The 22,653-nt window shown below is 40.2% G+C and carries 19 protein-coding genes; 6 read left to right on the top strand and 13 right to left on the bottom strand.

What is annotated here, in order from left to right:
- Nucleotides 1–50: 50 nt before the first annotated feature.
- The 8 genes from HWQ43_RS02000 to HWQ43_RS01965 all read right to left on the bottom strand — a co-directional run bounded on the left by HWQ43_RS02000 (nucleotide 51) and on the right by HWQ43_RS01965 (nucleotide 6,273).
- Nucleotides 51–326, bottom strand: a complete 276-nt coding sequence (locus HWQ43_RS02000) for a PIN domain-containing protein (RefSeq protein WP_292729508.1) — start codon at nucleotides 324–326, stop codon at nucleotides 51–53.
- A gap of 2 nt (nucleotides 327–328) precedes the next feature.
- The gene (locus HWQ43_RS01995) at nucleotides 329–643 is read right to left on the bottom strand and encodes a hypothetical protein (RefSeq protein ID WP_292729507.1); all 315 of its coding nucleotides are present in this window, start codon (nucleotides 641–643) and stop codon (nucleotides 329–331) included.
- 100 nt (nucleotides 644–743) lie between these two features.
- Nucleotides 744–1,514 carry an SDR family NAD(P)-dependent oxidoreductase gene (locus tag HWQ43_RS01990; protein WP_292729504.1) on the bottom strand — a complete coding sequence of 257 codons (771 nt, stop codon included), beginning with the start codon at nucleotides 1,512–1,514 and terminating at the stop codon, nucleotides 744–746.
- A gap of 272 nt (nucleotides 1,515–1,786) precedes the next feature.
- A complete protein-coding gene (arsS, locus tag HWQ43_RS01985; protein ID WP_292729501.1) occupies nucleotides 1,787–2,794 on the bottom strand; it encodes an arsenosugar biosynthesis radical SAM (seleno)protein ArsS in 1,008 nt (335 codons plus the stop codon).
- A gap of 43 nt (nucleotides 2,795–2,837) precedes the next feature.
- Nucleotides 2,838–3,803 (bottom strand): inorganic phosphate transporter, encoded by a 966-nt coding sequence (locus HWQ43_RS01980; RefSeq protein WP_292729498.1) that lies wholly within the window; start codon nucleotides 3,801–3,803, stop codon nucleotides 2,838–2,840.
- A gap of 163 nt (nucleotides 3,804–3,966) precedes the next feature.
- On the bottom strand, nucleotides 3,967–4,935 hold the full coding sequence (gene arsM, locus HWQ43_RS01975; protein ID WP_194042580.1) for an arsenosugar biosynthesis arsenite methyltransferase ArsM: 969 nt from the start codon (nucleotides 4,933–4,935) through the stop codon (nucleotides 3,967–3,969).
- Nucleotides 4,936–5,137: 202 nt separating this feature from the next.
- Nucleotides 5,138–5,812, bottom strand: a complete 675-nt coding sequence (locus HWQ43_RS01970; RefSeq protein WP_292729491.1) for a response regulator transcription factor — start codon at nucleotides 5,810–5,812, stop codon at nucleotides 5,138–5,140.
- A gap of 173 nt (nucleotides 5,813–5,985) precedes the next feature.
- Complete coding sequence (locus HWQ43_RS01965; protein ID WP_292729488.1) at nucleotides 5,986–6,273, bottom strand: Mo-dependent nitrogenase C-terminal domain-containing protein; 288 nt, start codon at nucleotides 6,271–6,273, stop codon at nucleotides 5,986–5,988.
- Nucleotides 6,274–6,859: 586 nt separating this feature from the next.
- Between HWQ43_RS01965 and HWQ43_RS01960 the strand changes: the two genes are divergently transcribed.
- A complete protein-coding gene (locus tag HWQ43_RS01960; RefSeq protein ID WP_292729485.1) occupies nucleotides 6,860–7,477 on the top strand; it encodes a class I SAM-dependent methyltransferase in 618 nt (205 codons plus the stop codon).
- Nucleotides 7,478–7,566: 89 nt separating this feature from the next.
- Here the strand turns inward: HWQ43_RS01960 and HWQ43_RS01955 are convergent, their stop codons facing one another.
- On the bottom strand, nucleotides 7,567–8,064 hold the full coding sequence (locus HWQ43_RS01955) for a GNAT family N-acetyltransferase (RefSeq protein ID WP_292729483.1): 498 nt from the start codon (nucleotides 8,062–8,064) through the stop codon (nucleotides 7,567–7,569).
- Nucleotides 8,065–8,385: 321 nt separating this feature from the next.
- Here HWQ43_RS01955 and HWQ43_RS01950 point away from each other — a divergent pair, with 321 nt between their 5' ends.
- Nucleotides 8,386–8,580, top strand: a complete 195-nt coding sequence (locus HWQ43_RS01950; protein WP_292729480.1) for a hypothetical protein — start codon at nucleotides 8,386–8,388, stop codon at nucleotides 8,578–8,580.
- Nucleotides 8,581–9,089: 509 nt separating this feature from the next.
- Nucleotides 9,090–10,268, top strand: a complete 1,179-nt coding sequence (locus HWQ43_RS01945) for a hybrid sensor histidine kinase/response regulator (protein ID WP_292729476.1) — start codon at nucleotides 9,090–9,092, stop codon at nucleotides 10,266–10,268.
- 129 nt (nucleotides 10,269–10,397) lie between these two features.
- Here HWQ43_RS01945 and HWQ43_RS01940 read toward each other — a convergent pair whose 3' ends face one another.
- The 4 genes from HWQ43_RS01940 to HWQ43_RS01925 form a co-directional block, all read right to left on the bottom strand.
- Nucleotides 10,398–11,117 (bottom strand): DUF4079 domain-containing protein, encoded by a 720-nt coding sequence (locus HWQ43_RS01940; protein WP_292729473.1) that lies wholly within the window; start codon nucleotides 11,115–11,117, stop codon nucleotides 10,398–10,400.
- 353 nt (nucleotides 11,118–11,470) lie between these two features.
- Complete coding sequence (locus HWQ43_RS01935; RefSeq protein WP_292729471.1) at nucleotides 11,471–13,090, bottom strand: glycosyltransferase family 39 protein; 1,620 nt, start codon at nucleotides 13,088–13,090, stop codon at nucleotides 11,471–11,473.
- 710 nt (nucleotides 13,091–13,800) lie between these two features.
- Entirely contained in the window at nucleotides 13,801–15,456 is a 1,656-nt protein-coding gene (locus tag HWQ43_RS01930; protein ID WP_292729468.1) for a glycosyltransferase family 39 protein, read from the bottom strand.
- Between the two features lie 520 nt (nucleotides 15,457–15,976).
- The gene (locus HWQ43_RS01925; protein ID WP_292729465.1) at nucleotides 15,977–16,801 is read right to left on the bottom strand and encodes a GNAT family N-acyltransferase; all 825 of its coding nucleotides are present in this window, start codon (nucleotides 16,799–16,801) and stop codon (nucleotides 15,977–15,979) included.
- A gap of 802 nt (nucleotides 16,802–17,603) precedes the next feature.
- Between HWQ43_RS01925 and HWQ43_RS01920 the strand changes: the two genes are divergently transcribed.
- The 3 genes from HWQ43_RS01920 to HWQ43_RS01910 all read left to right on the top strand — a co-directional run bounded on the left by HWQ43_RS01920 (nucleotide 17,604) and on the right by HWQ43_RS01910 (nucleotide 22,203).
- Nucleotides 17,604–18,674 carry an LOG family protein gene (locus tag HWQ43_RS01920; protein ID WP_292729462.1) on the top strand — a complete coding sequence of 357 codons (1,071 nt, stop codon included), beginning with the start codon at nucleotides 17,604–17,606 and terminating at the stop codon, nucleotides 18,672–18,674.
- Nucleotides 18,675–19,398: 724 nt separating this feature from the next.
- The gene (locus HWQ43_RS01915) at nucleotides 19,399–20,721 is read left to right on the top strand and encodes a D-alanyl-D-alanine carboxypeptidase (RefSeq protein ID WP_292729459.1); all 1,323 of its coding nucleotides are present in this window, start codon (nucleotides 19,399–19,401) and stop codon (nucleotides 20,719–20,721) included.
- Between the two features lie 267 nt (nucleotides 20,722–20,988).
- Nucleotides 20,989–22,203 (top strand): HhoA/HhoB/HtrA family serine endopeptidase, encoded by a 1,215-nt coding sequence (locus tag HWQ43_RS01910; RefSeq protein ID WP_292729456.1) that lies wholly within the window; start codon nucleotides 20,989–20,991, stop codon nucleotides 22,201–22,203.
- The last annotated feature ends 450 nt before the right edge of the window (nucleotides 22,204–22,653 follow it).

The raw sequence follows: 22,653 nt of genomic DNA, 5'->3' as shown, positions 1-22,653 counted from the left end.
GCATCATGCACTTGGACACCTGACACACTGAATGCAACAACAAGCTTACGCTACTCAGGGTAAATAGTAGGCATATCAGGCAACAATGGAAAGAGGCGTTCAATCAATTGCAGAAGCCGATCTGCATCTGTTGGTGTTAAGCCAAATCCGTTTTTTGTGGCTGGTCTTGTAGCAACATTCCAAAACTCAACGCAGTTTTGCACGGTGATTTGCAGTGTATGTCCATCGCGCCGCAGTTTTCGGATCGCAGTTCGTACTATTGGATGTAGTGGGTGAGTGCGATCTACAAAATGCAGTAGGATGTTAGTGTCTATGAGGTATACCACTGCTAAGGATGATCCTCGTAAATACTCTCACGAGTTACAGCATAATCTGACAGCACTGGTAAATTTGACCCAACACATAGCGCAAATTCGTCAGCTAACTTATCTGCAACGACTTCAAACTCCTCATCGTTCAGTTGACCCTGTGTCTGAAGCTTTGCCATCAACTGAGCGCATTTTCCTTCTTGGCTTTTGCACTGTTGATCTTGAAAGATTAGCTCTTGAAGATATTCACTGGCTGAACTATAACCGCCTTTAGCTACTTGTTCCTCGACAAAGACTTTCATCGACTCAGGTAAGGAAATCTGAATGTTAGTCATACCTTCTCCGCTTTGATATTATCCTTGGCTGCTGGCACAAAAAACTTCATAGGCTTTGGTTACGAATAACATGAGTTTCACTAGCACAAGCGTAACGCAATTACCAAGGCAATCTGCTCCCATCCCATGAGAAAAACTGTCCACTATCACCTTCTTGAAGCTGTTCGATGACAGCCAATAATTGGGTAACAGTACGTTCCACTGAAAATAATTTTTCCGCAGGTACATTTCCTTGGTAAGGACGAGAAAGGCGGGTATCAGTTGTACCAGGATGCAATGTTACTATTAATGCTTTTGGACAACTTCTTTTATACTCAATTGCCGCAGTTCGCATCAACATATTGAGTGCTGCTTTAGAAGCCCGATAGCCATACCATCCACCAAGTTGGTTATCGCTAATACTGCCTAATTTAGCAGAAATAGTGGCGAACACGCTGCGTTCTCCATGACGAAACAGAGGCAATAAATGTTTAGCCAGTAAGACAGCACCAATACTATTTATCTGAAAGTAGCGTAGCAAATTTTCTGAATTGATCTGTCTTAAGCTTTTTTCAGGTTGCAAAGTATCTTCATGTAACAGTCCTACACAGTTGACTCCCAAATGCAGTTTGTCAACTTGAGTATGTATTTTTTGAACAGCTTCAATAATCTCTAACTCATCAGTAATATCCATCTCCAAATAAATTAATCGCTCAGGAAATTCGTCTGCAAGAGCTATTAACTCTGAGGCCGATTTCGGTTGACGAGAAGTTGCATAAATTTTAGCTATTCTGCGATCTTGTAGCAATTTTTTCACACAACCCAAACCAATACCTTGGCTGGCTCCCACAATCAAAGCATTGACAGGATTAATTTCATCGATAAAAGACATATCAATTTAGATAACTTGTGGAGGTATTTGATATTCATAGCGAAAGACGAAATAAGCACCAATTTGTCTCTGGCTGTGATAACGGAAATCAAAGCCTTCATATACTGCTCTCAGGCGCGGACGCGAATCATCGCAATCTAGACGTAAATAACGTTTACTAAGTGTTTGTGCGTGTTCAACAGCCCAAGCCAGCAGTGTCGAACTGCAAAGCGATGTACAAATGCTGACTCTTTCTGAGAGATGTCGGGCCAGAAAAGTAAATGCTCTAGTTCTTAGAGCAAAGCGCCACCACAACTAGAACCACACCCAGCAGTACAACCATAGCAATAAGCAGCAGTTTGTACCTCATTAATCAGGTCTAAACTGCCAGCTTCTAACAATTTGCCAACTGTCAAAGTTTCACCATTGCGAGTTTTTGCAGGCAAATTCATCATTTGGTTAAAGTCACAATCATATACATTGCCCAGATAGTCAATTGAAAGTTCATCGCGACACATTAAATGTTCAACTGTGCTGGGATTAAAATGCGACTCTAAAAACTGCAAATAGCTGGTGTATAGTTTTCTCCGTTCTAAATGCATTTTGGTTCGACCAACTGGTAGGTTGGTAAAGGTGAAGAGGTTGTTAAACACAATATTAAAATGTTCTTGTAAGAACATTTTGTAATCTCGTTCTAGGTTACTCTGTTCGGGAGCTAAAGAAAATTTTTCATCGGTGGGCAACTGAGGATTAAAAACCAAGTCCAAAATTAAATTTTGGTCTTTACCATAGCCGAGTTGGTTAAGCCACTGCAAAGCTTTGACTGAACTATCAAAAACACCAGCACCGCGCATTTTATCAACATTATCTGCTAGGTAACAGGGTAAGGAAGCTACAACTCTTACTTGGTGTTTAGCAAAGTATTCTGGTAAATCACCAAATCCATCTTCAAAATAAATAGTCAAATTAGACCGGACAATCACTTGTTTACCAGTTGCTTTTGCTGCTTCTACCAGTGGCTTAAATCCATAATTCATTTCGGGTGCGCCACCAGTCAAATCCACAATTTTAATTTCGGGAAAATTATGGATTAGTGAAATCAATTGTTCGCAAATTTCGGGAGAAAGTTCTTCTGTACGTTTTGGCCCGGCTTCGACATGACAGTGTGTACAAGCAAGATTACAAAGCTTACCTAGATTAACTTGTAAAACAGTGATTCCTTTTTTTGTCAAAGGTGAACTGAGTTTGTTTTTAAAGGCTGTTACTGCTGTATCTAGTAAAATTTCTGTTTGAGTTTGCATTAGTTACTACTCCTGAAAAATTACACAAATATATTGATGTTTTCTAACCTTGCAATAATCTGTATATTATTGCGCTAATAATTGCAGCAGTTGGTAAAGTTAAAATCCACGATAATAGAATCTGATAAAAAACGCGAGTATTAGATTTAGATTTGTGGCTAATTAATCCAACCCCAAAAATAGAACCAACTGAAGTGTAAGTGGTAGAAACTGGAAGCCCAAACCGAGTAGCTGCAATCACCAGAATCCCAGTTACTATATTTGCTGATAAGCCTTGAGTATGATTCATTGAGGTAATCTTTTCACTCATGGTTATTGCAACTTTTTGGGAGTTGAGTAAACCGCCAAGTGCCATTGCGATCGCTATCACGATCGCTCCTCCCTGAATCGAAAAATATTCAATAATTAGGATGAGTGAAACAATTTTAGGAGTATCATTTAATCCTCTAGTAAAACTGACAATTCCAGCGCTGAAAAAATGGCAACCATCAATCATTTTTTGGTTGACTGGTAGATGCCATTTTGAATTAATATAGCCAGATAAGCTGTAAATTCCTGCTCCCAAGGGAATAGCAATGATTGGACTGAGTAATAAAGGCAAAATAAAGGAAGTTCCCAAAGCTGCAAAATTAACTTGTAGTCCAATCGCAACTAATCCAGCGCCAACCAGCGCACCTGTTAAACTGTGAGTTGTGGAAATGGGAAACCCCATGAGGGTGGCAATGAGTACAGTCAATCCAGTAGCGATCGCTACTGCAAGATGAAACTCTGGAGAATTAGCGATCGCATCAGGTAATAGTCCTTTTCCAGAGAAGTTTTTAATTAATGCTCCTGCTAAAAAAGTCGCAGTTATTGCACCAGCAAAAGTTGTAAAAGTTGCCCACAAAATTGCTGTTTGATAACTGCTAGTCCGGCTACCAAACAGCGTCGCTACACCTTTAAAATTATCATTTGCTCCATTTGAATATGCTAAAAAAAGCGTAGCTAAAAATAGACTAATTAACAACATTTTGGAGTTTATAAAGAAGAAGCCAGAATTCAGAATTCAGAATGTAATTAGTGAAATATTCCAATTGTGCATTCATTACCCAGTACACAGAACCATTCTGTTAGCGGATAGCTAAGGTTTAGCCCATTCTGACTCCTGACACCTGAATTCTTTCTTAGATAAATTAACAGCAGCCACCACCGCTATAGTGCCAGGTTGAATCGGTAACAATTATTTCTGCTGGCTTACTAGCAGCAAGTTTAGCAGCAGTTTTATCACACACCGCAGCCGGAATACCTAGCTGAAGTAGATGACCTGCCAAATCGTCAAAGAAGGGTTCAGAACCAGCATAAATTGCTGTTTTTCCAGTGAAAATGCAAGCACCATCTTCTGGAATTACAACTTTAAATGAGACAGAATCCAGACTTTCTAAAAGTAGGTTTTCTTCTAAATTATAAGTCTGGGAATCTAGTAGGCGATAAGGACGACGGGCACGAATTTCAACTTGACCAAAACCAGCATTTATAATCCTTTCAGTATACTCTTGATATGTGAGCGCGCCTGATAAACACATGGCTCTCAGCCGCTCATCTTCTTGAAGATGTGCTGGAATGGGACGAGTCGCAATTGGATCGCTCATCTGCAAGCGTCCACCAGGTTTTAACACCCGATATGCTTCTTTTAAAGCACGAGTTAAATCTTCTGGTTCAAAGATGTTGAAAAGACAATTTTGTGCCACGATATCAACGCTAGCATCAGCAACAGGTAAGTTAAAAGCATCACCTTCGCGGATTTCGACAAAGCTGGTGTTAAACCAGGGGTTTTCTTGAGCAGCAATTTCCAAATTACGTGCAGCTGCTTCCCGCATAGCGCCAACCGGTTCAACGGCAATTACAGCACTTGCATAACGGGAAAAATAAGCGAATTGCAACGCTTCTAATCCGCCACCAACGCCGACGTACAGCACAGTAGGTTGGTTTCCTAGTTCGGTGGGGTGAACAGTGGTGCCACAACCATAATTCATTTCCTGCATTGGCAAAGGAATTTTCAATCCTGGTAGTTGCAGGGGCGTACTTTGTACACAACAAAGTCCAACTTGCGGGGTTTGGGCAACTTCGCGGTAGAACTGCGCTGCTGTTTCTAGATAGGTCATGCCACTTTGAGTTTTGGATTTTGGATGATGATAGCTTTGTGCATCCTAATATAATTAACTCTAAGTTGGATGAGTTTTTGTGGAGATTGCCAAAAACGCCAAAGTTTGCTATGTGAAGCCTTTTGCTTTTGGGCAATAGGCACTGAGGGAATAAGGAAGAATTATTGAAAAGTCTTTCGCTTGTCTTCTCCCAATCTCCAATTCAATCATGCAATGTGTAGCCAACACCAATCACAGTTTGAATGAGACATTTTTCGTTATTGGCTTGAAGTTTCAAGCGCAGGTAGTTAATATAAGGTTCAATGATGTTGGCATCGCCCATGAAGTCATAACCCCAGACTTCCTCTAAAATGCGATCGCAGCTAATTATCTGTCGCGGATGTGCCAGTAAATATTCTAGTAAATCAAATTCTTTAGCAGTTAACTCAATTAACCGCCGATCTCGATACACTTCCCGCGTGCGACGATTTAAACTTAGGTCTTCAAATTCTAAAACATCTGCGTACTCTGCTTGGTTGCTTCTTCGTAGGTGAGCGCCAACTCTGGCTAATAATTCATCAACGCTGAAGGGTTTAATGAGGTAATCATCAGCACCAGCGTCTAAACCTGCAATGCGATCGCTCACTTCATCTTTGACGGTTAATAAAATTATCGGCACTCTCTCAGCTATAATCCGCAGGCGGCTGCAAATTTCCCACCCCGACAACCCAGGCAACATCCAGTCTAAAATTACTAAATCCAGATGCAACTCCCTGGCTGCGGTGAGTGCAGTTAATCCATCGTAGGCAATACTGACTTGATAGCCTTCATAATTCAATTCCAATTCGACAAATCGCGCCAGTTTGACCTCATCTTCAATCAGTAAGATGTGCGTCATGATGATGTTAATAATTTCAGCAGGATACGGGAAGCAACAATAGTGCCAGCTACTTAATAGCCAAACATCTAATTAGGTGTACGTTAGCTTAGTATAAACCTGAGTAAGTAACAACCGTAAACCTGCAATTACCGATCGCTCGCTGCTCGATCAAACAACAATCCAACTGGCTATCAGCAATAAGCTGTAATATCTTCACCACATTCATCGGCAAGATAACAAAGCGCTCTAAAACGCAAACCAACCACTTCCTCGTATAGAGGATTTAATTTACACATAGGTGGAATATGAAATAGCTTCCGACCAAACAGTGTGATGTCTCGCTCAAAGGGACACTGAGCAGGAATAGCTTTGCATAGGAAATGAGCCAATTTGGAGTTATGAATTTCTATCGTTTCCAACCACTCGCGGGCTGGGTGCAGTAGGTCGTTGTGTGAGTGAACTTGAATAAAGCTTGTCATAATTTTTTACCTTGATAATTTCAAACTAGATTGAGTTTTTTGTATTTGAACCTCTATAAATAAATACAGTTAGGTTTTGTAGTTTTATGCACTTATTACTTTTGCTTTGGCTCTCTACAGAGGTAGAAAGAGTACTGTTAACTACACATTCAAGTACTACAGTTCCCGATAATTTGTCGTGATTTTCACTTCATATTGAAAAACCCATCCAAAACCTAACCCCCTAACCTTTCTCTAGTAGTAAAGCTAGATTTTTAGGGCAAAAATCTAGACAGGACAAAGCTTTTCAGCGAATTGGCACTGTTTGACAAATATTTCGGCTATTACAACCAATTCAGAACCGCTATAGTTAATTTGACGTGAGTTCGATGAACCTCTCCCTCCCAGCCTCCCTCTGGAAAACGGAAAGGGAGGAGCAACGAAAATTAAGCTTTTTACTCCCCTCTCCGTGTCGGAGAGGGGTTGGGGGAGAGGTCAAATAAGACTTGTCGAACTTACGTTGATTTGTGTTGTTAACCAAATTCTTGGAGGCGCAGCTAAACTTACCCTCAAAAAGCATCAAGCTTTAAGAAAGCTGCGAAAACTAATGACTGATGACTTTTTCAATCACAAAAAGCTGCTTTTTGACCTATGGGCATCAAGTTACGATTGGTTCTTTCCTTCAGTGTTTTATCGAGCCATTCACCAACGATTGCTGGAGTACGTCGATTTACCAGAGCCAGCAAATGTACTTGATATAGGCTGTGGTACTGGACGCTTGCTTGAGCGCCTTGCTACTCAGTTTCCCAATCTACGAGCTACCGGATTGGATTTATCTGCTAATATGTTGCGGGTAGCAAGACAGAGCAACCGCCACCATCCACGCTTAATTTATATTGAGGGCAAAGCTGAGTCTCTTCCCTTTGCTGATGGTCAATTTGATGCCGTTTTTAGTACTATCAGCTTCTTGCACTATTTGGAACCCACACAGGTGGTTAGTGAGATAGCACGGGTACTTTCTCCTGGTGGACGCTTTTATTTAGTTGACATTACTTCCAAAAAAGAGACAGAACCTCAATTATTGCCAGTCTCTCCCCGTGGAATTAGACTCTACAGCCCTAATCAACGTCAACTTCTTGGCTCCTGTGCTGGGCTATTGTGTTTGAATCACCATTATTTACTAGGGTCTGTCTTACTAACGATTTTTGCTAAACCTCCAAGTTGAAATAGGAGATAGGGGAGAGTAAAGGGCTGGAAACATCTTGTATCAAGCCTTGTTCTGCATATTTTAAATTACGAATTACGAATTACGAATTACGAATTAATCTGACCTTGATATTTCATAAACACCACAGGAACTTTGAGCAGTCTTTTAGCTAACTGCGAAAATCTAAATTTATCCTTGAGCGTAGATAAGCCTGTTGTCTTGGGAAATTGTGGCAAGTCTTCAAAACATATTGGCACAAAGTCAAAGCGACTGTAAAACTTCACCAGCCGTTGACCTAAGCATTCCAGATAAAGTGGTTGCGTTGCTGTATTAATCAAATGCTGCGTTAGCAAACTACCCAAACCGCGACCTCTCCAAGCTGATGCAACGACCAAGCTACCAAGTTCTTGCGCCCCTGAAAAGTTACGCAACTGTCCGCAAGCTATCAGATTCTCATTGTATTCAATTACCCAAAATTGCTGCCAATTTAACTGGGTTGGGTCGAGTTTCGCTGAAAATACCAGCAATCGAATCGACCACTGATCCGCAGAAATTGCCTTGCGAAGGATACATCCAGATGGTAACGATAGATTGTTCTGGTTCATTAATTAGACTTTGATAGTTTGTATCACAATCATCACACCATATTATTCAGTCAGATTATTTTTCATTTCCTGGCAACTATCAATAAAGCAATTTTAAAACCATCTCGGAGATAAAACCCCTTCTAGGTTCTCCATTAACGATAGCAAGGGTTCTAAGGTTAACAACTTCTATATTTATAGATTTTTGTCAGCAGAGGTGAGTAGTACAAAACAATACTTAGGATAGAGGGAGGAATCAGCCATAACTATATTTTAGATAGATGCACTCATACTCCTAATTTTTTAAGATGATCCCAAGGATAAATAATTAGGAATGTAATCATGGCTGAACAACAAAAATCTAATAATGAACAAACTGCGTCTACTGCTTCTCCTGACGCCGAAACCCCTATCGACGAAAGTATCCGCAAAACTGGTGATGCGCAAAAGAGTGATGCTAAATCCACTGCTACTCCAGAAGCACCAGAAAACGATGGTGTCGCAGGTAGCCCCAATCAAGGAACTGAGTCACGTTAATTAATTTGAACTTTCCCAAGTTTTAATCAACTCGTGGGGTCTTTTGTTGTAACCCTAATACAGTAAATTTAGAGTGGAGATGTGGTGTTACACTACATGTCCACTTGTTTTTTGTGTCAAAAATTGCATTGTCTCTACGTTGGTGCGTTAGCGTAGCTTACCGCAGCTATATTTATTCTCGTGTGGGTGTAATACTGCCCTCAGTCTAGCTCTAAGTAATTTACATATAGCGATCGCTCAAGATAATGGTCTTAATATCTTGAGCAAATTTTTGAGGTTTTTCGCCGTCTTCATAATTGTCGAGAACAGTATGGTGGTCGCATCTAGGCTGAGTCGGAATCAGACTGGGCGTAGGAACAGTATTTTATTTTACTCTGAACGCAAATTAAGGTATCTTTAAATATATATAATAACTGCCTAATAACCTCCTAGTAAGCGCATTATTTCTAGCCTTATCTAAAAAATAGGAAATCAGGTGATTATCTACCAAATTGATATAACCCTGTACTATGGAAAAGCTCACAATTCACATTCTATTAGTAGAGGATAGTGCAAGTGATGCTCATTTGCTACACCGGATATTTATAAATGCAGATCAAGAACAATGGCAGATGTTACATGTTGAACGATTATCTGAGGCAATAGAAGCTAGCAGGGAAAACTCTGCGTCCACCTTTGATAATTCTCAGCTAGGGAGTCGAAAGCAACGCAGATTCGACCTAGTTTTGTTAGACCTCAGCCTTCCAGACTCTATTGGACTGGACACGTTAAAAGAATTTAAGGCAGCAGTACCTGATATCCCAGTTGTGGTATTAACAGGTGTTGATGATGAAGATTTAGCACTGCAAGCATTAGCAGAAGGGGCGCAAGACTATCTAGTTAAAGATAAAATAACTATACAACGGTTAGTGCGTGCCATTCGCTATGCCATTGAAAGAAGCGAAATTCTCAACCAACTACGCGAAAGTGAAGAACGCACCCGTCAAGCGCTGGCGAAAGAACAGGAACTCAACGAGTTAAAGTCAAACTTTGTAGCAATGGTTTCTCATGAGTTCCGCACCCCTATGACTACGATTCGGACAGCTGTAGATATCCTTGAATACAACAGCAATAAACTAACTGATGCCCGGAGAAGTAAATATTTTGCTCGAATACAAAATGCTATCAACCAGATGCTTAATCTCTTAGATGAGATATTGTTCTTGAGTAAAACGGAAGCAGCCAAACTCGCATACAAACCTACATCTTTAAATTTAGAAAATTTCTGTAGCGAAATCACAGATATTCTTCAACTAAATGCAGGTAGTAAGCACAACATTATCTTTACTTTTCAAGGGGAATCAACTCAAGCTGAAATGGATGAAGACTTACTAAATTGTATCTTAACCAATTTGATTTCCAATGCCATCAAATATTCCCCTCACAATGACACGATTTGGTTTGATTTGATTTGCAAAGATCGCCTGGCAATTTTCCAGATCAGAGATCGGGGAATGGGCATTCCTCTAAAAGACCAAGCTCATCTATTTCAAACCTTCTATCGCGCCAGCAATGTGGGTGTAATTCAAGGAACAGGACTAGGACTCACTATAGTTAAAAAATGTGTGGAGTTACATGGTGGTCATATTCAATTAGAAAGTGAGCAGGGTGTTGGCACAACAGTAATTGTCACTTTGCCACTACAATGATTAGGTATTGGGCAAAACAGTTACGTTAGCGGATAGCTAAGGTTTAGTCGGTTCCAAGTTCTGAGTAAATAAATGAGATTCTCCACTCAGCCCTCCTAAAGGGCATTCGTATTGGTTATTTTCCCTTGCTTATTTTGGTGCTTGGGGATTTGGCGTTGGGCAAGTTTTCTTAGCAAAATCACACTGATAAATATAGGGTTCTTGCCAACTCAGAGGAATTTCTAACAAATCTCGCGTTCCTGTCATACCTTGTCCAATAAATAGCAACAAAGCAATGCAGTTTAAAATCGTATGGACGATACGCCAGCGATTGGATTTATCTTGATAAATATCTTGAACAATTGCTAATGAAAAAATCATCAGCAGTGCTGCGGTAATGCCAATATAATAATGTGACCAATACCACTCATTCGTGCGGCGATAGACTCCATCCTGACAGCCTAAAATTACTAAACCTGCACCAGTTAAAGTTGCAAAAACTGCCCGCCACAACCGCTGTTTTGCCCGATAAAGAAATACTAAAGAGGCGATGGTGGCAGCAAATATTAGCAGTATAAAAATAACTTGAAAAGGTGTTTGATTCCACAATTGATTTTTGATAATATTTTTGCCAATAGGGTAGCTTAATCCGATTAAAGTTAATCCAACAACTGCACTTGTGAGCCTTTCACCTAACTGCTTATGTTCTGCACCCACCACTGGAGGAATTTTACTCTTACTCCCCGCTAAAATTTGTAATCTACGTTGGCGTGTTTGCCAAGCAAAATTAACTACTGTACCGATGAGTGGAAACACGAATATAATTGCGATCGCTGGATGTAAAAGACCAAGAAAATCTGTTATTTGCATAGAACACCTTTCAATGAATCATTGAATTCATCACAAAGAATAATTTAAAGCATCGTGCCATTACTTAAATTAATTTCAGATGAGAATTTGTTTAATATTTATTTTTGTTATTTTTAGCTGATTTTAATCAAAAAACTATTTAAATATCTTATAAAAGATGATTGCTGTAGCAAATATTTCCATATATCAAAAAATATATGGAAGTATTTTTTAATATAAAGTTACGCAAATAATAGTCGAAGATACTTATTTTCAGGTAGGGGCAATTAAGTTTCTTCTCTACCTGATGCGAATTCATTTATATGAATTGCCTATAACTACAGCGTCTAGTTTTGTACAGCGTCTAGTTCTGCTTAAGTCCTAATTTTTTCAAAAAATACGTCGCTACGTGGATTTTCTATTTTCCAGAGCAAGTAATTTTTGTCACCATATACAACAAACGTTTTATAATTATAATTTGTTTCTATTTGCTTGCGCCAGGTATCTGAAGGATTTAGTAAAAAAATATCAGTGAACTCATCAGGAATATTCGGGATAGAACGGTCTTTTACTAATTGGAACTGCACTTTTGGCTCTAAAAGATAGCTGAAAGAAAAGACATTCCCATAATTAATACCAGAATCATTACTAATCAAAAGTGGATGAGTAGCCTGATTAATAATTTTTGCAGCTTGGGGATTACCAGAGCTAATAACTTTACTCCACCAAGTTTCAGCCTGAGAACTCACTCCATAAGAAACTAGCCCACAAATAATCACTAGTCCCATGATGATTTGCCAGATTCTCCGGCGTACAAAACTCTTATTATGTAGCTGCGTAGCTAGTAAGTAAGTAACAGCTAGTTGAATTCCTAAATAAGAAATCAATAAATAACGTTCGGCAAGTGAGCGTATACCCCCAAAAAGTAAGTCTGGTAGCATTAAAGGTAATGCAGGAATCATAATCAGTGTGACGATAAACAACCAGATTTTATAGTTAGTTTTTCGACAAATAAAATAAATAGAATATCCAACAAGAACTAAAAAAAATGGTGTAATTACATAGGTAAACGGATTTTCAAAGCCTAAGTCTAAATCAAGAAAGATTCGATTTAACTGTAAAAGCCAAGATTTAATTAAACCATCTAAGGGTAAATATCTTTTTGTCCAGGCTGTTGAACTCTTTACTTGCAATAAGTTAACTATTAAAACCATTATCCAAGGTGTAAAAGCTAAAAACCCTGCTAAAGATGCTAAGAGATAAGCTTTTACTGTGTTAGTAAATCTAAATTTTGCAATGGCAATTACATAAAGACCATGAGCAACTACGACAAATCCACTGAACAAAAATGTATAGAGACTAAGCGCCAAAGTGACTGCATACATTCCCCAATTTAATATGCGTAGTACTCGCTCTTTTGATTCCAACCGTAATGCTCGTAGTAATGAAGCGCTGCATAGTAATACAGTCACTATCCAGAGAATATATTCTCGTGCTTCTTGGGCGTATACTAAGTGAATAGGGGAGATTGCCATGAGTGCGATCGCAACCTCCGATACCCATGCCGATGTTTTAAATAATTCTCGACACAGCCAATAAATACTCGGAAAAATCAACAAGCTGATAAAGGCAGATAAACTTCTAATTACTGTCACCGAATTGCCAAAGATTCCCACCCAAAACCGAGCGAGTATATAATACAGTGGTGGATGCTGTGGATCGTCTACTTCCAAAGATATAATTGTGTCACGTAAGCCTTTTTCCATATTAGGACTTTGGAATTTGGCAAAACTTTCCTTATTAATTATGCGACCATTAAATATTTGCTGCTTGGCTTCATTTGCCGTATAACCAGAAATCCGCAATGAAGTGAAAGTCTCATCGTGCCAGTAAACTTTGCGATCGAGGTTAAAAAAACGAAAAAATATACCCACCATTAACAAAACTACAATGAGAAACCGCAACCTATTGGGAGCAAGTTGGAGATGCCGCATAACTAAATTTCACAATAACTTGTACAACAATTATCTACTTTAACGAAACAACTTTATAACTCTCGAAACTAGTTATTAAAAATGTCTAACCTAATAGACACGGTATGGAGGCGATCGCTCTAAGCAAATCATCAGGGTGAAGGTTCCGCGGCGCCTATGCCAAATCCTGATAAATGATCGTCATACCAGGCGATTGTTGTGCCCTCAAATGTCCAATCTCTACCTATGCAGAAACTCAAAGTGGCGGTAAATTCTGCATCCAATCGGGGGTTTGATTTCTTGCACGATTGCTGGAAGTCGATCCGGCACTTGTGATATTTATCAAGAAATTGCTAGCAAAGTTTCTACAGTGGTGGGTGGTAATTATAGGTAGGGAGTTAGTCAAGTACCGGAAGTAGTAATTAGACTTAGTAGCTTTTTGTGCAAGGGAAAAATTGTATATTTAGCTAAAAATTACTTGTTTAGTGAAGTGGGAAAAGTGGATTTATGTACTTCAAGCAGGCTGTTCTGTGCAACAAGGAACTTTTTAAGCGTTGGCAGCTATGGAAGAATTGTTTGCCTAGTTGATATAGCAGTCCTAAATCATTCGTGAAAATTATATCTCTCTTTCTTCTTTCTTTCCTTTGCGTCCTTCTCTTCGAGACGCTGCGCGAAGGCGTCCTTGGCGGTTCGTTTTCTAATCTATATTTTTCACAACTCAAATAGGATTGCTATAGCTCGGCAGATAATTGATTATTAGGCGAAATATTCCGTCGCCGTAAATTACGAGTTTTAGCCAATTTCCAGATTGAATAATAGTTATCACTATAAACAATATCTGTCTTGAATTTATACTTTTTTTCTATGGTTTTGCCCCAAGCCTCTGAAGGATTAAGTAAAAACACATCAGTAAATCCATCAGGAATTTTAGGAATTTTTTGATTGTTCACCAACAAAAATCGCACTTTTGGCTCCAAAAGATAGTTTAAAGAAAAGACATTACCATAATTATTGTTAAAAGCATCACTAATCAAAAGTGGACGATTACTTTGATTAATGATTCGGGCAACTTGGGGATTGCCATAATTCATACCCTTATTCCACCAAGTTTCTGCCTGTGAACTCACCTTAGAAGAAATCAAACCACAAATAATAATTAATGCCATGATTATGTGCCAAATGTTGCGGCGTGACACACTCCCATTGTATAGTTGCGTAGTTAGTAGATAAGTAACAGCTACTTGGATTCCTAAATAAGATGGGATTAAATATGCTTCTGTATACGATCGTATACTCCCAACAATTAAATCTGGCAGTATTAGGGGTAATGCTGGTACTACAATTAACGTGATGATAAAAGACCAAGTTTTATAGTTAGTTGATTGGCAAAGAAAATAAATTGAATATCCTACCAAAGTTAAAAAAGCTAGTGCAATTAAATAGCCTAGAGAATTTTCGTATCTAAGGTCTATATCAAAAAAAATCCGGCTTAACTGCATCAATAAAAATGGAAAGATAGGTATTAAATCTGACTGCGCTGTTGTTTTATCTGCTGAAATCAGAAATTGAAAAAATTCACCCGTTAGAACTGTTATCCAAGGCATGAAAGCTAAAAAACCTACTAGTGATGCTAGCAGATAACTTCTCACAGTTTCAGTAGGCTTAAATTTGGCAGTTATCATTACATAAATTCCATGAGCAACTGCTACAAATGCACTCCAAATAAATGTATAAAGACTAATGACTAAAGTTACTGTATAAATGCTCCAAATAGCAAATAAATCGGGTTTTTGTCGTTCTTCTGCTAGCTCATCTTCTAACCGTATAGCTCGCAGCAGAGACGCACTGGATAGTAAGATGGTGACTAACCAAAGAATATATTCTTGTGCTTCTTGGGCGTATACTAGATGAATTGGAGAGATAGCCATGAGTGCGATCGCAACACCAGGAACCGATAATGGCACATTAAATAATTCTCGGCATAGCCAATAAACACAAGGAAACGCCAGCAAACTGATGCAAGCTGATAAACTTCTAATTGCCGTCACCGAATTACCAAAGATTTCCATCCACAATCTGGCTATTATGTAATACAACGGTGGATGCTGAGAATCTTGTTTTGCCAAAGACATAATTGTGTCATTTAAGCTTTTCTCTGAATTTGCACCTTGAAACTGAACAAAACTTTCTTTGCCAATCACACGATTATTAAAAAGTTGCTGTTTAGCTTCATTAATTGTGTAACCCGAAATTCGCAATGAGACATAAGTTTCACCTTGCCAGAAAACTTTACCATCAAGATTAGAAAAGCGAAACAATATACCCATCGTTAATAAGAAGATAATTAAAAATCGCAACCAACTCGGAGCAAATTTGAGATGGTGCATAAGTGGGTTTCCTAAAAAGTTTTCTCAAATTATCTAATTAAGTAGGCTGGATGAGATGCCGCAGCTACGCCCGTCGTCGACATCGCCAATCAGACTTTAAATTTAATTGGGAAGATTGGCAATCAACACCTCTCCTTTATTAACTACAAAAAGACATGGGCAAGGTTGTATCAAATCCCGCAAAACTGGATTTGGTTTTGAAACCGAGATATAAATGGAGTGTAAAATCCACTAGGTGTAGCCGCATGTGTGCTTAGGCGACTCCATAGCTACCGTGCAGCAATCGCTTTGTGGGTTATAGTTCTCAATTCTCCTAACGGCGGATAAATGATTGTTTTTTGCCTCCAGCACAGGACAGGGTATAGAACGAGGGATGCCTACGGTGGGCTACGCCTACGCCACGCCATTTGGTATTGTTAACCGATCAGAATTCGAGGTAGCAGTTTAAAGTAGCTGTATCAGCAGATTGATAATACTCCCTTGGCAAGAAGATAAACTCTTGCTTTTAAGCTAGTGGAAGCTAAGATCGCACCCTCAGTGGTAAGGGTTTTTTGAGAGGATTTGGATAACGCCATCTGGCAAAGTCTGCAATATTAGATATAGTTAAAAAATCAATAGTTTTAAACTGCCGATCAATAGCAGGAAGGCTGCATATTTTAGCTCCAATATTCAAGTATGCCTGCAAAATTTTCGGAATCTCAATATGAGATGAATCTGGACAATTTTGAGTCAGTTCTAGACAAAATTGTGAATTTGGATAAACCAAAATACTTGGATGCATCAAGTTATTCTGCCGAAAATAATCATAAGCCCAAGTAGCTTGCCCAGGACATTGTGTTAGTAATGATGCACAACCAAAGAAATATTGGTTTTTACTCCAGATGAGATAATTTGCCAACCCTTCCCAGAGTAGTAAAAGTGTCTGACTATTACGATATTCTTTAGCTATACATGCACGCCCAACTTCCACTGATACCTGAAGCACAGAATTGGGAATTCCATTAAGATTAAATATATCGGTAGCATCAAATCCTAGTCTTTGAGAAGCCATTATATAGGTCTGCATCCGATAAGTTCCAATCGTTTTACCCGTATGTTTGGAGATTAGGATTAAATGATGGCAAACCGCATCAAACTTATCTATATCCATCTGGGTAAACTTAGAAGCAGAAAATCCCAAGCCTAGTTCAAGATTAAAAACTTCAAAGCGCAACCGAAAAATTGATTCTAATTCTTCTTCAGTTGAAGCCAGCCGTAGGGTATATTTTTCAGTTTGAAGGACGGGAAAATCTTCAAGAGGGGGAGGAGGATTCAGTGGGTAATTGATGCGTCCAGAAACTTCCATCTATCTTCCTACTTAGATTTGCGAAAATATTCTACTAGGATTTAGGCACTATACAAATAGTTCACATTATGCATTAATGTGTCGAATGTGTAATTGAGACAGGTTTCGATCAAAGATCCTTTAGAGCAATACGCTTGGGTTAAGGATTTTTGGTACTGATTTTTGACCTGTAAAGACGCGTTAGCGCAGCGGGACGTTAGCATGGCGGGGCGTTTGCGATCGCGTCTCCAAGAGTTGCCCAGTCCAATTTCGCGTCTCTAACAAGGATTTTAGGTTTAACTAAACGGTGTTGTGGTCTAGAGAGCTTTTTTACTTTCTTAGATTAGGGTTAGAGTGCTTTTATTATGGGCATTAATTCCCAAAAAATCTGGCAATAAGATACAAAATTTTCTTTTAATATACGCTATAGATGTAAGTCATAGCATTTTACACAAACTCTGATACAGAGCAGAATACAGAATTCAGAATGCAGAATTCAGAATTCAGGAGTAAAACACGCTTTATATTTGGGCAAGAGACTTAGCTTATGTACCTCACCAACTTGAAATCTGCTGTATATTGTGACGATCATTATCCTCAGTGAGTGAGTTATGTCAATTAGTCGACCGAGAGAACTTGCTATGGTTTTCAAAAGTTGAAGTATCACAACAAGCCCGATCAAAAAAAATTTAGAATTTTCAGCTTCAAAACCAGTTCTGCCAGTTCTGAATTAATTTGCTAACTGCACATCAAAGCGCTATTCCCGCTTGCTAGAGTGTGAGTAGTTCACGTAAAATATAGTGCCATTGTTGCAGCAGTTCTCATGACCTCATCTGCGTCGTTTGACACATTAGAGTCTTTACAGGCGGATATCGCTGAATTGATCGTTCGTTTACCGACATTAAAAAATCGGCAATTTATTCAGCAAGCACTTACTACTATTGTTCGTCTAGCTGATCACGAAATTGAGCGTCTCGATTGGAAAATATTATCTGCTGCATTAGCAGATATGGAGCGCGGTTTCCAGCTTTTTTATGATTACCGACACGTTCGCAAAGTCACCATTTTTGGTTCTGCTCGTATAGCGCCAGATAGACCAGAATACCAAATGGCCCTTGAGTTTGCTCGTGCTGTTTCTCAATTAGGATTTATGGTGATGACTGGTGGTGGTGGTGGAATTATGCAGGCGGGTCATGAAGGTGCTGGGCGAGAAAATTCTTTTGGATTAAACATCCAGCTACCCTTTGAACAGCAAGCAAACCCTTTTATAGAGGGCGATCCCAAGCTAATTAACTTCAAATATTTCTTCACCCGCAAGCTGTTTCTTCTCAAAGAAAGTGATGCTGTAGCCTTGTTTCCGGGAGGCTTTGGCACTCAAGATGAAGCTTTTGAATGTATGACATTAAGCCAAACTGGTAAATTTGGGCCAGTACCTTTAGTTTTAATCGATCGTCCTGGTGGTGATTACTGGCGCTCTTGGAGCGAATATATTGATAAACAATTAGTGCAAAATGGTCTTGTCAATCCTGAAGACCCCAGCCTTTACACGGTGACAGATAACTTGGATGTAGCTTGTGATGCTATCACCCATTTTTACCAGGTTTATCATTCCAGCCGCTATGTAAGCGATAAGTTAGTCATCCGCCTGAAGACAGATATATCAGACGCTCTTTTAGAACAACTGAATGCTGATTTTAGCGACATTATTATTCAAGGAAGAATTGAAAAAAGTCAGGCATTACCTCAAGAAGCACAAGATGAAACTGTTGGACTACCTCGCCTGATTTTGTACTTCAATCAACGCGATTTGGGGCGCTTGTATCAGATGATTGCCACAATTAACCGGATGGGTACTCCTTCACCAGAGGATGTAGCGCATCCAGAAAGAAAGTAGGTAAGCTAAAACACATCTAATTTGCATACTAAAATTTTCTCAATATCTTGCGGGGTAGACATCTTATCCGCCCTGATTATGCAACTTGAATGCTGATTAGTTTATTAAGGGAAAAAAGGGGGAGAATTTTGAATACTTTCCCTTTTTTTGTTTCAAGGTTATAGAATTACCAAGAGCGATCGCCTTATTCTCAGGCTATCTGCGACACCCTGCGCGTAGCTTGCTTTGCAGGAGTACGCGATCGCTTAGAGGGCAATACGCTTGGGTTAAGGCTAAAACTCTGTTATCCAAGTCAATTTTTTAACGTAGACGCAAAGCGGCTTGCCGCAGGCTACCGCTAAGGCGCAGAGGACGCAGAGAGAAAAAAGAGAAGGAAAAAATTGCTTAACTGAACTGTATTGGCTTAGAGCGAGTGCTTCTCATGTCAGATACGCTACCGCAAGCTTCCTTGCTTCTCCGTTGGGGTACAAGTGTCATAGTTCGTCGTCGATATCGCTAACGGCTTAGTATCTGCACAGATCAAAAATATTTTTATTTTCATGCGGCTATCTTCATGAGCAATGGGCATTTTGGCATTGTCCAAGCAAGCTACGAAGACAATATAATTCACCCTACTTACAGATGGGAAAAACACCAGTTATTATTACTCAATACTGATTCTTGTAAAAAAGCTTGTATATTAGCACAGTAAACAACGCTTGAGATCCTAACAGAGGAATAAAAAATGCTGGAATTATTGGGTTCAGGTTTGGTGTCGCTTTGGCTGGAAATGGCTGGGGTACAAATCAAACCTCTAGATGCCTTAGATGCACTAACTTGGCAAAGTAGCCCTGGCTTGGTTCTTGCCCCCGATCCAAATCCAGCTGGGGCGACTACGGTGCAGGAATATTTGAAAAAGCTCATCACATCAAAGGTGGTGGCGCAAAATCTGGCTGAGAGTCAGGGGATTTGGATGCAGTCGGGGCCGATGCTGATGGCAAATCACCAAGGTACGACACCTCTGCCGGCTGCTTCTTTAACTAAAATTGCCACTTCACTAGTTGCTTTGAAAACTTGGGGGCCAGATTACCAATTTGATACTTTGGTGAGTGTCACTGGTCCAGTGGTAAATGGAGTTGTGCAGGGCGATTTAGTGGTTACAGGCCGTAGCGATCCTTTGTTTGTTTGGGAAGAAGCGATCGCTCTTGGTAATACTCTCAATAAAATGGGCATCAAGCAAGTAAAGGGGAATTTGATTATTACTGGCAGTTTTGCCATGAATTTCCAACGTCAGCCAATGCTAGCCGGTCTGATGCTCAAGCAAACGCTAAATCGTGCAACTTGGGGACGCCCTGCGATTTATACACACTCAATCATGCCCAAGGGAACACCCAAGCCTCAAGTTCTCATTGCAGGCGGGGTGAAAGTTGAAGCGCAACCAAACCCTCAACAAACTTTGTTACTGCGTCATCGCTCATTGCCCTTGAAGCAACTACTCAAGGAAATGAACGTTTATAGTAACAACGATATGGCAGAGATGCTAGCAGATTCAGTGGGAGGAGCAAGTGTAGTCCAATCAACTGCTGCTAATCTGGCAAGGGTGCCACAAGCGGAAATTCAGTTAATCAATGGTTCTGGACTGGGGCCAGAAAATCGCATTTCTCCCAGGGCTGTTTGTGCCATGTTTATGGCTATTCAAGCTGAGGCATCTGCCCATCAACTAAATTTGGCTGACTTGTTTCCCATGTCTGGATTCGATCACCGGGGGACACTACACACAAGACACATTCCTCTGGCGACTGTGATCAAAACTGGTACTCTCCGGGATGTGAGCGCCTTAGCGGGAGTGATGCCCACACGCGATCGCGGTTTGGTTTGGTTTGCTATTATCAACCGTGGGACAAATGTCTGGGGTTTGCGGACTGGACAAGACCAACTTTTGCAAAGTGTTGTTAAACAATTACAACTACCTCTCACCGTTCCTGTTAACCTCACTCCCCACTCAGCCATCAACTCTTTACCCCAGCTAGGTGCAGCTAATCGGAATGAAATTTTATACAAAAGTTAGTTCATCCATAGTCTAGAGTTAGAACAGAGAGCGGACTAGTCTTATTAGCAATCCAAAAGTTTTATTGATGGGTAAAAACCGAACTTGTAAAGGGTAAATGTCCATAATAGCTTTTGGGTTAAATTTTCTATTAAGTTGATTACAGGTAGTTCGCAAAATGCCCTAACCCCAGTATTGGAAAGAGCAGGCGAAACCTGAAATAAAAATAACTGTAAATAGATTTGTCACGACTAAGCAACAATTAGGCTTATAAATTAGGTTGTGATTATGCGATTTCCCAAAACATCTCGGTCTCTACGTCAACTCAGTACTCATGTTTTAGCGATCGCGCTAGGAGTTGTGCTAGCGGTTAGCACATTGCAGGTGTTACCTTCCCAAGCCGAACCAGCACCCACAATAACTGCTCTTGATACTTCAAATCTAATTGCTCAACGGCAATCACCAGCCACTGCTGCGATCGGTACCACTAGCTTTGTCACAGCAGCAGTTAATCGTGTTGGTTCAGCAGTTGTCCGTATTGATACTGAGCGAACAATTACTCGCCGCGTCGATCCATTTATGGAAGACCCCTTTTTCCGTCGGTTTTTTGGTGACGGTTTCTCCCAACAGATGCCTTCTGAGCAGTTACGCGGTTTAGGCTCAGGTTTCATTATTGACAAGAGCGGGTTAGTTTTGACTAATGCTCATGTGGTCGATAAGGCTGATAAAGTAACAGTCCGACTCAAAGATGGCCGCACCTTTGAAGGAAAAGTTCAGGGTATTGATGAAGTCACAGATTTGGCAGTAGTCAAGATTAACGCTGGTAACGATTTACCAGTCGCACCCTTGGGTTCTTCCACCAATGTCCAAGTAGGAGACTGGGCGATCGCAGTTGGTAATCCTTTGGGATTTGATAATACCGTTACCCTGGGAATTGTCAGTACCCTCAAACGTTCCAGCGCCCAAGTCGGCATTAGTGACAAACGTTTGGATTTCATTCAGACAGACGCCGCCATTAACCCTGGTAACTCTGGCGGGCCACTATTGAATGGTCAAGGTGAAGTAATTGGGATTAACACAGCTATTCGCCCTGATGCAATGGGTATTGGGTTTGCCATTCCTATTGATAAAGCTAAAGCGATCGCTGCGCAACTGCAACGCGATGGCAAAGTTGCTCACCCCTATCTAGGTGTGCAAATGCTAACTTTGACACCCGATCTCGCCAAGCAAAATAACACCGATCCCAACTCTCCGATTCAGATACCAGAAATTAATGGGGTTTTTGTCATGCGAGTTGTCCCCAATTCTCCAGCGGCATCTGCGGGTATCCGGCGCGGGGATGTAATTCTGCAAGTTGATGGTAAAGCAATTACCAGTGCTGAACAATTGCAGAATGTTGTGGAAGATAGTCGCCTTGGTCAAGTATTACAAGTAAAAGTGCAACGAGGTAATCAGACACAGCAGCTTTCAGTCCGCACAGCTGAGTTGCAAAATGCGTCGTAGGGGCAATATAGCCTATTTTAATTGTGTGGAATAGTAAGGGCACAGCAATGCTGTGCCCAAAGCGCGTGTAGTCTATAAAGGTTTTTAACCCACGGAGGTGGGTAAAGTCTCGTGTAGCCGAGACTTCCAGTCGCCAAGGCGAGTAACAATTTAGACTTTTCAAACATCCTCTTTGAATAGAAACTGCGATCGCACATCGCAGTTTCCGGTGCTACTGGTTTCCTCTTTTGATAAGTTTGAATTGATGGGTTGCGATGCCTACGGCGGGCTACACCTAAGCATTGGCGGAGCTAACGGAGTTAGAATACTTTCGGTCACTTATTACACGTATTAGCCCAAATGTGTAACTTGATACGGTCGGTGTGCAACGGGTCATGATTGCCAGTTCCAAAAATGACGGCTGTAACCCTCATTCTTTCATCAACTGACAAAAGTTTTCGGTCTACTGAC

This window comes from Nostoc sp. JL31 (assembly GCF_017114965.1).
GTDB classification, from domain to species: Bacteria; Cyanobacteriota; Cyanobacteriia; order Cyanobacteriales; family Nostocaceae; genus Nostoc; species Nostoc punctiforme_A.
Note: the sequence above shows the minus strand (reverse complement) of the source record. Positions and strands in the feature narration are given on the sequence as shown.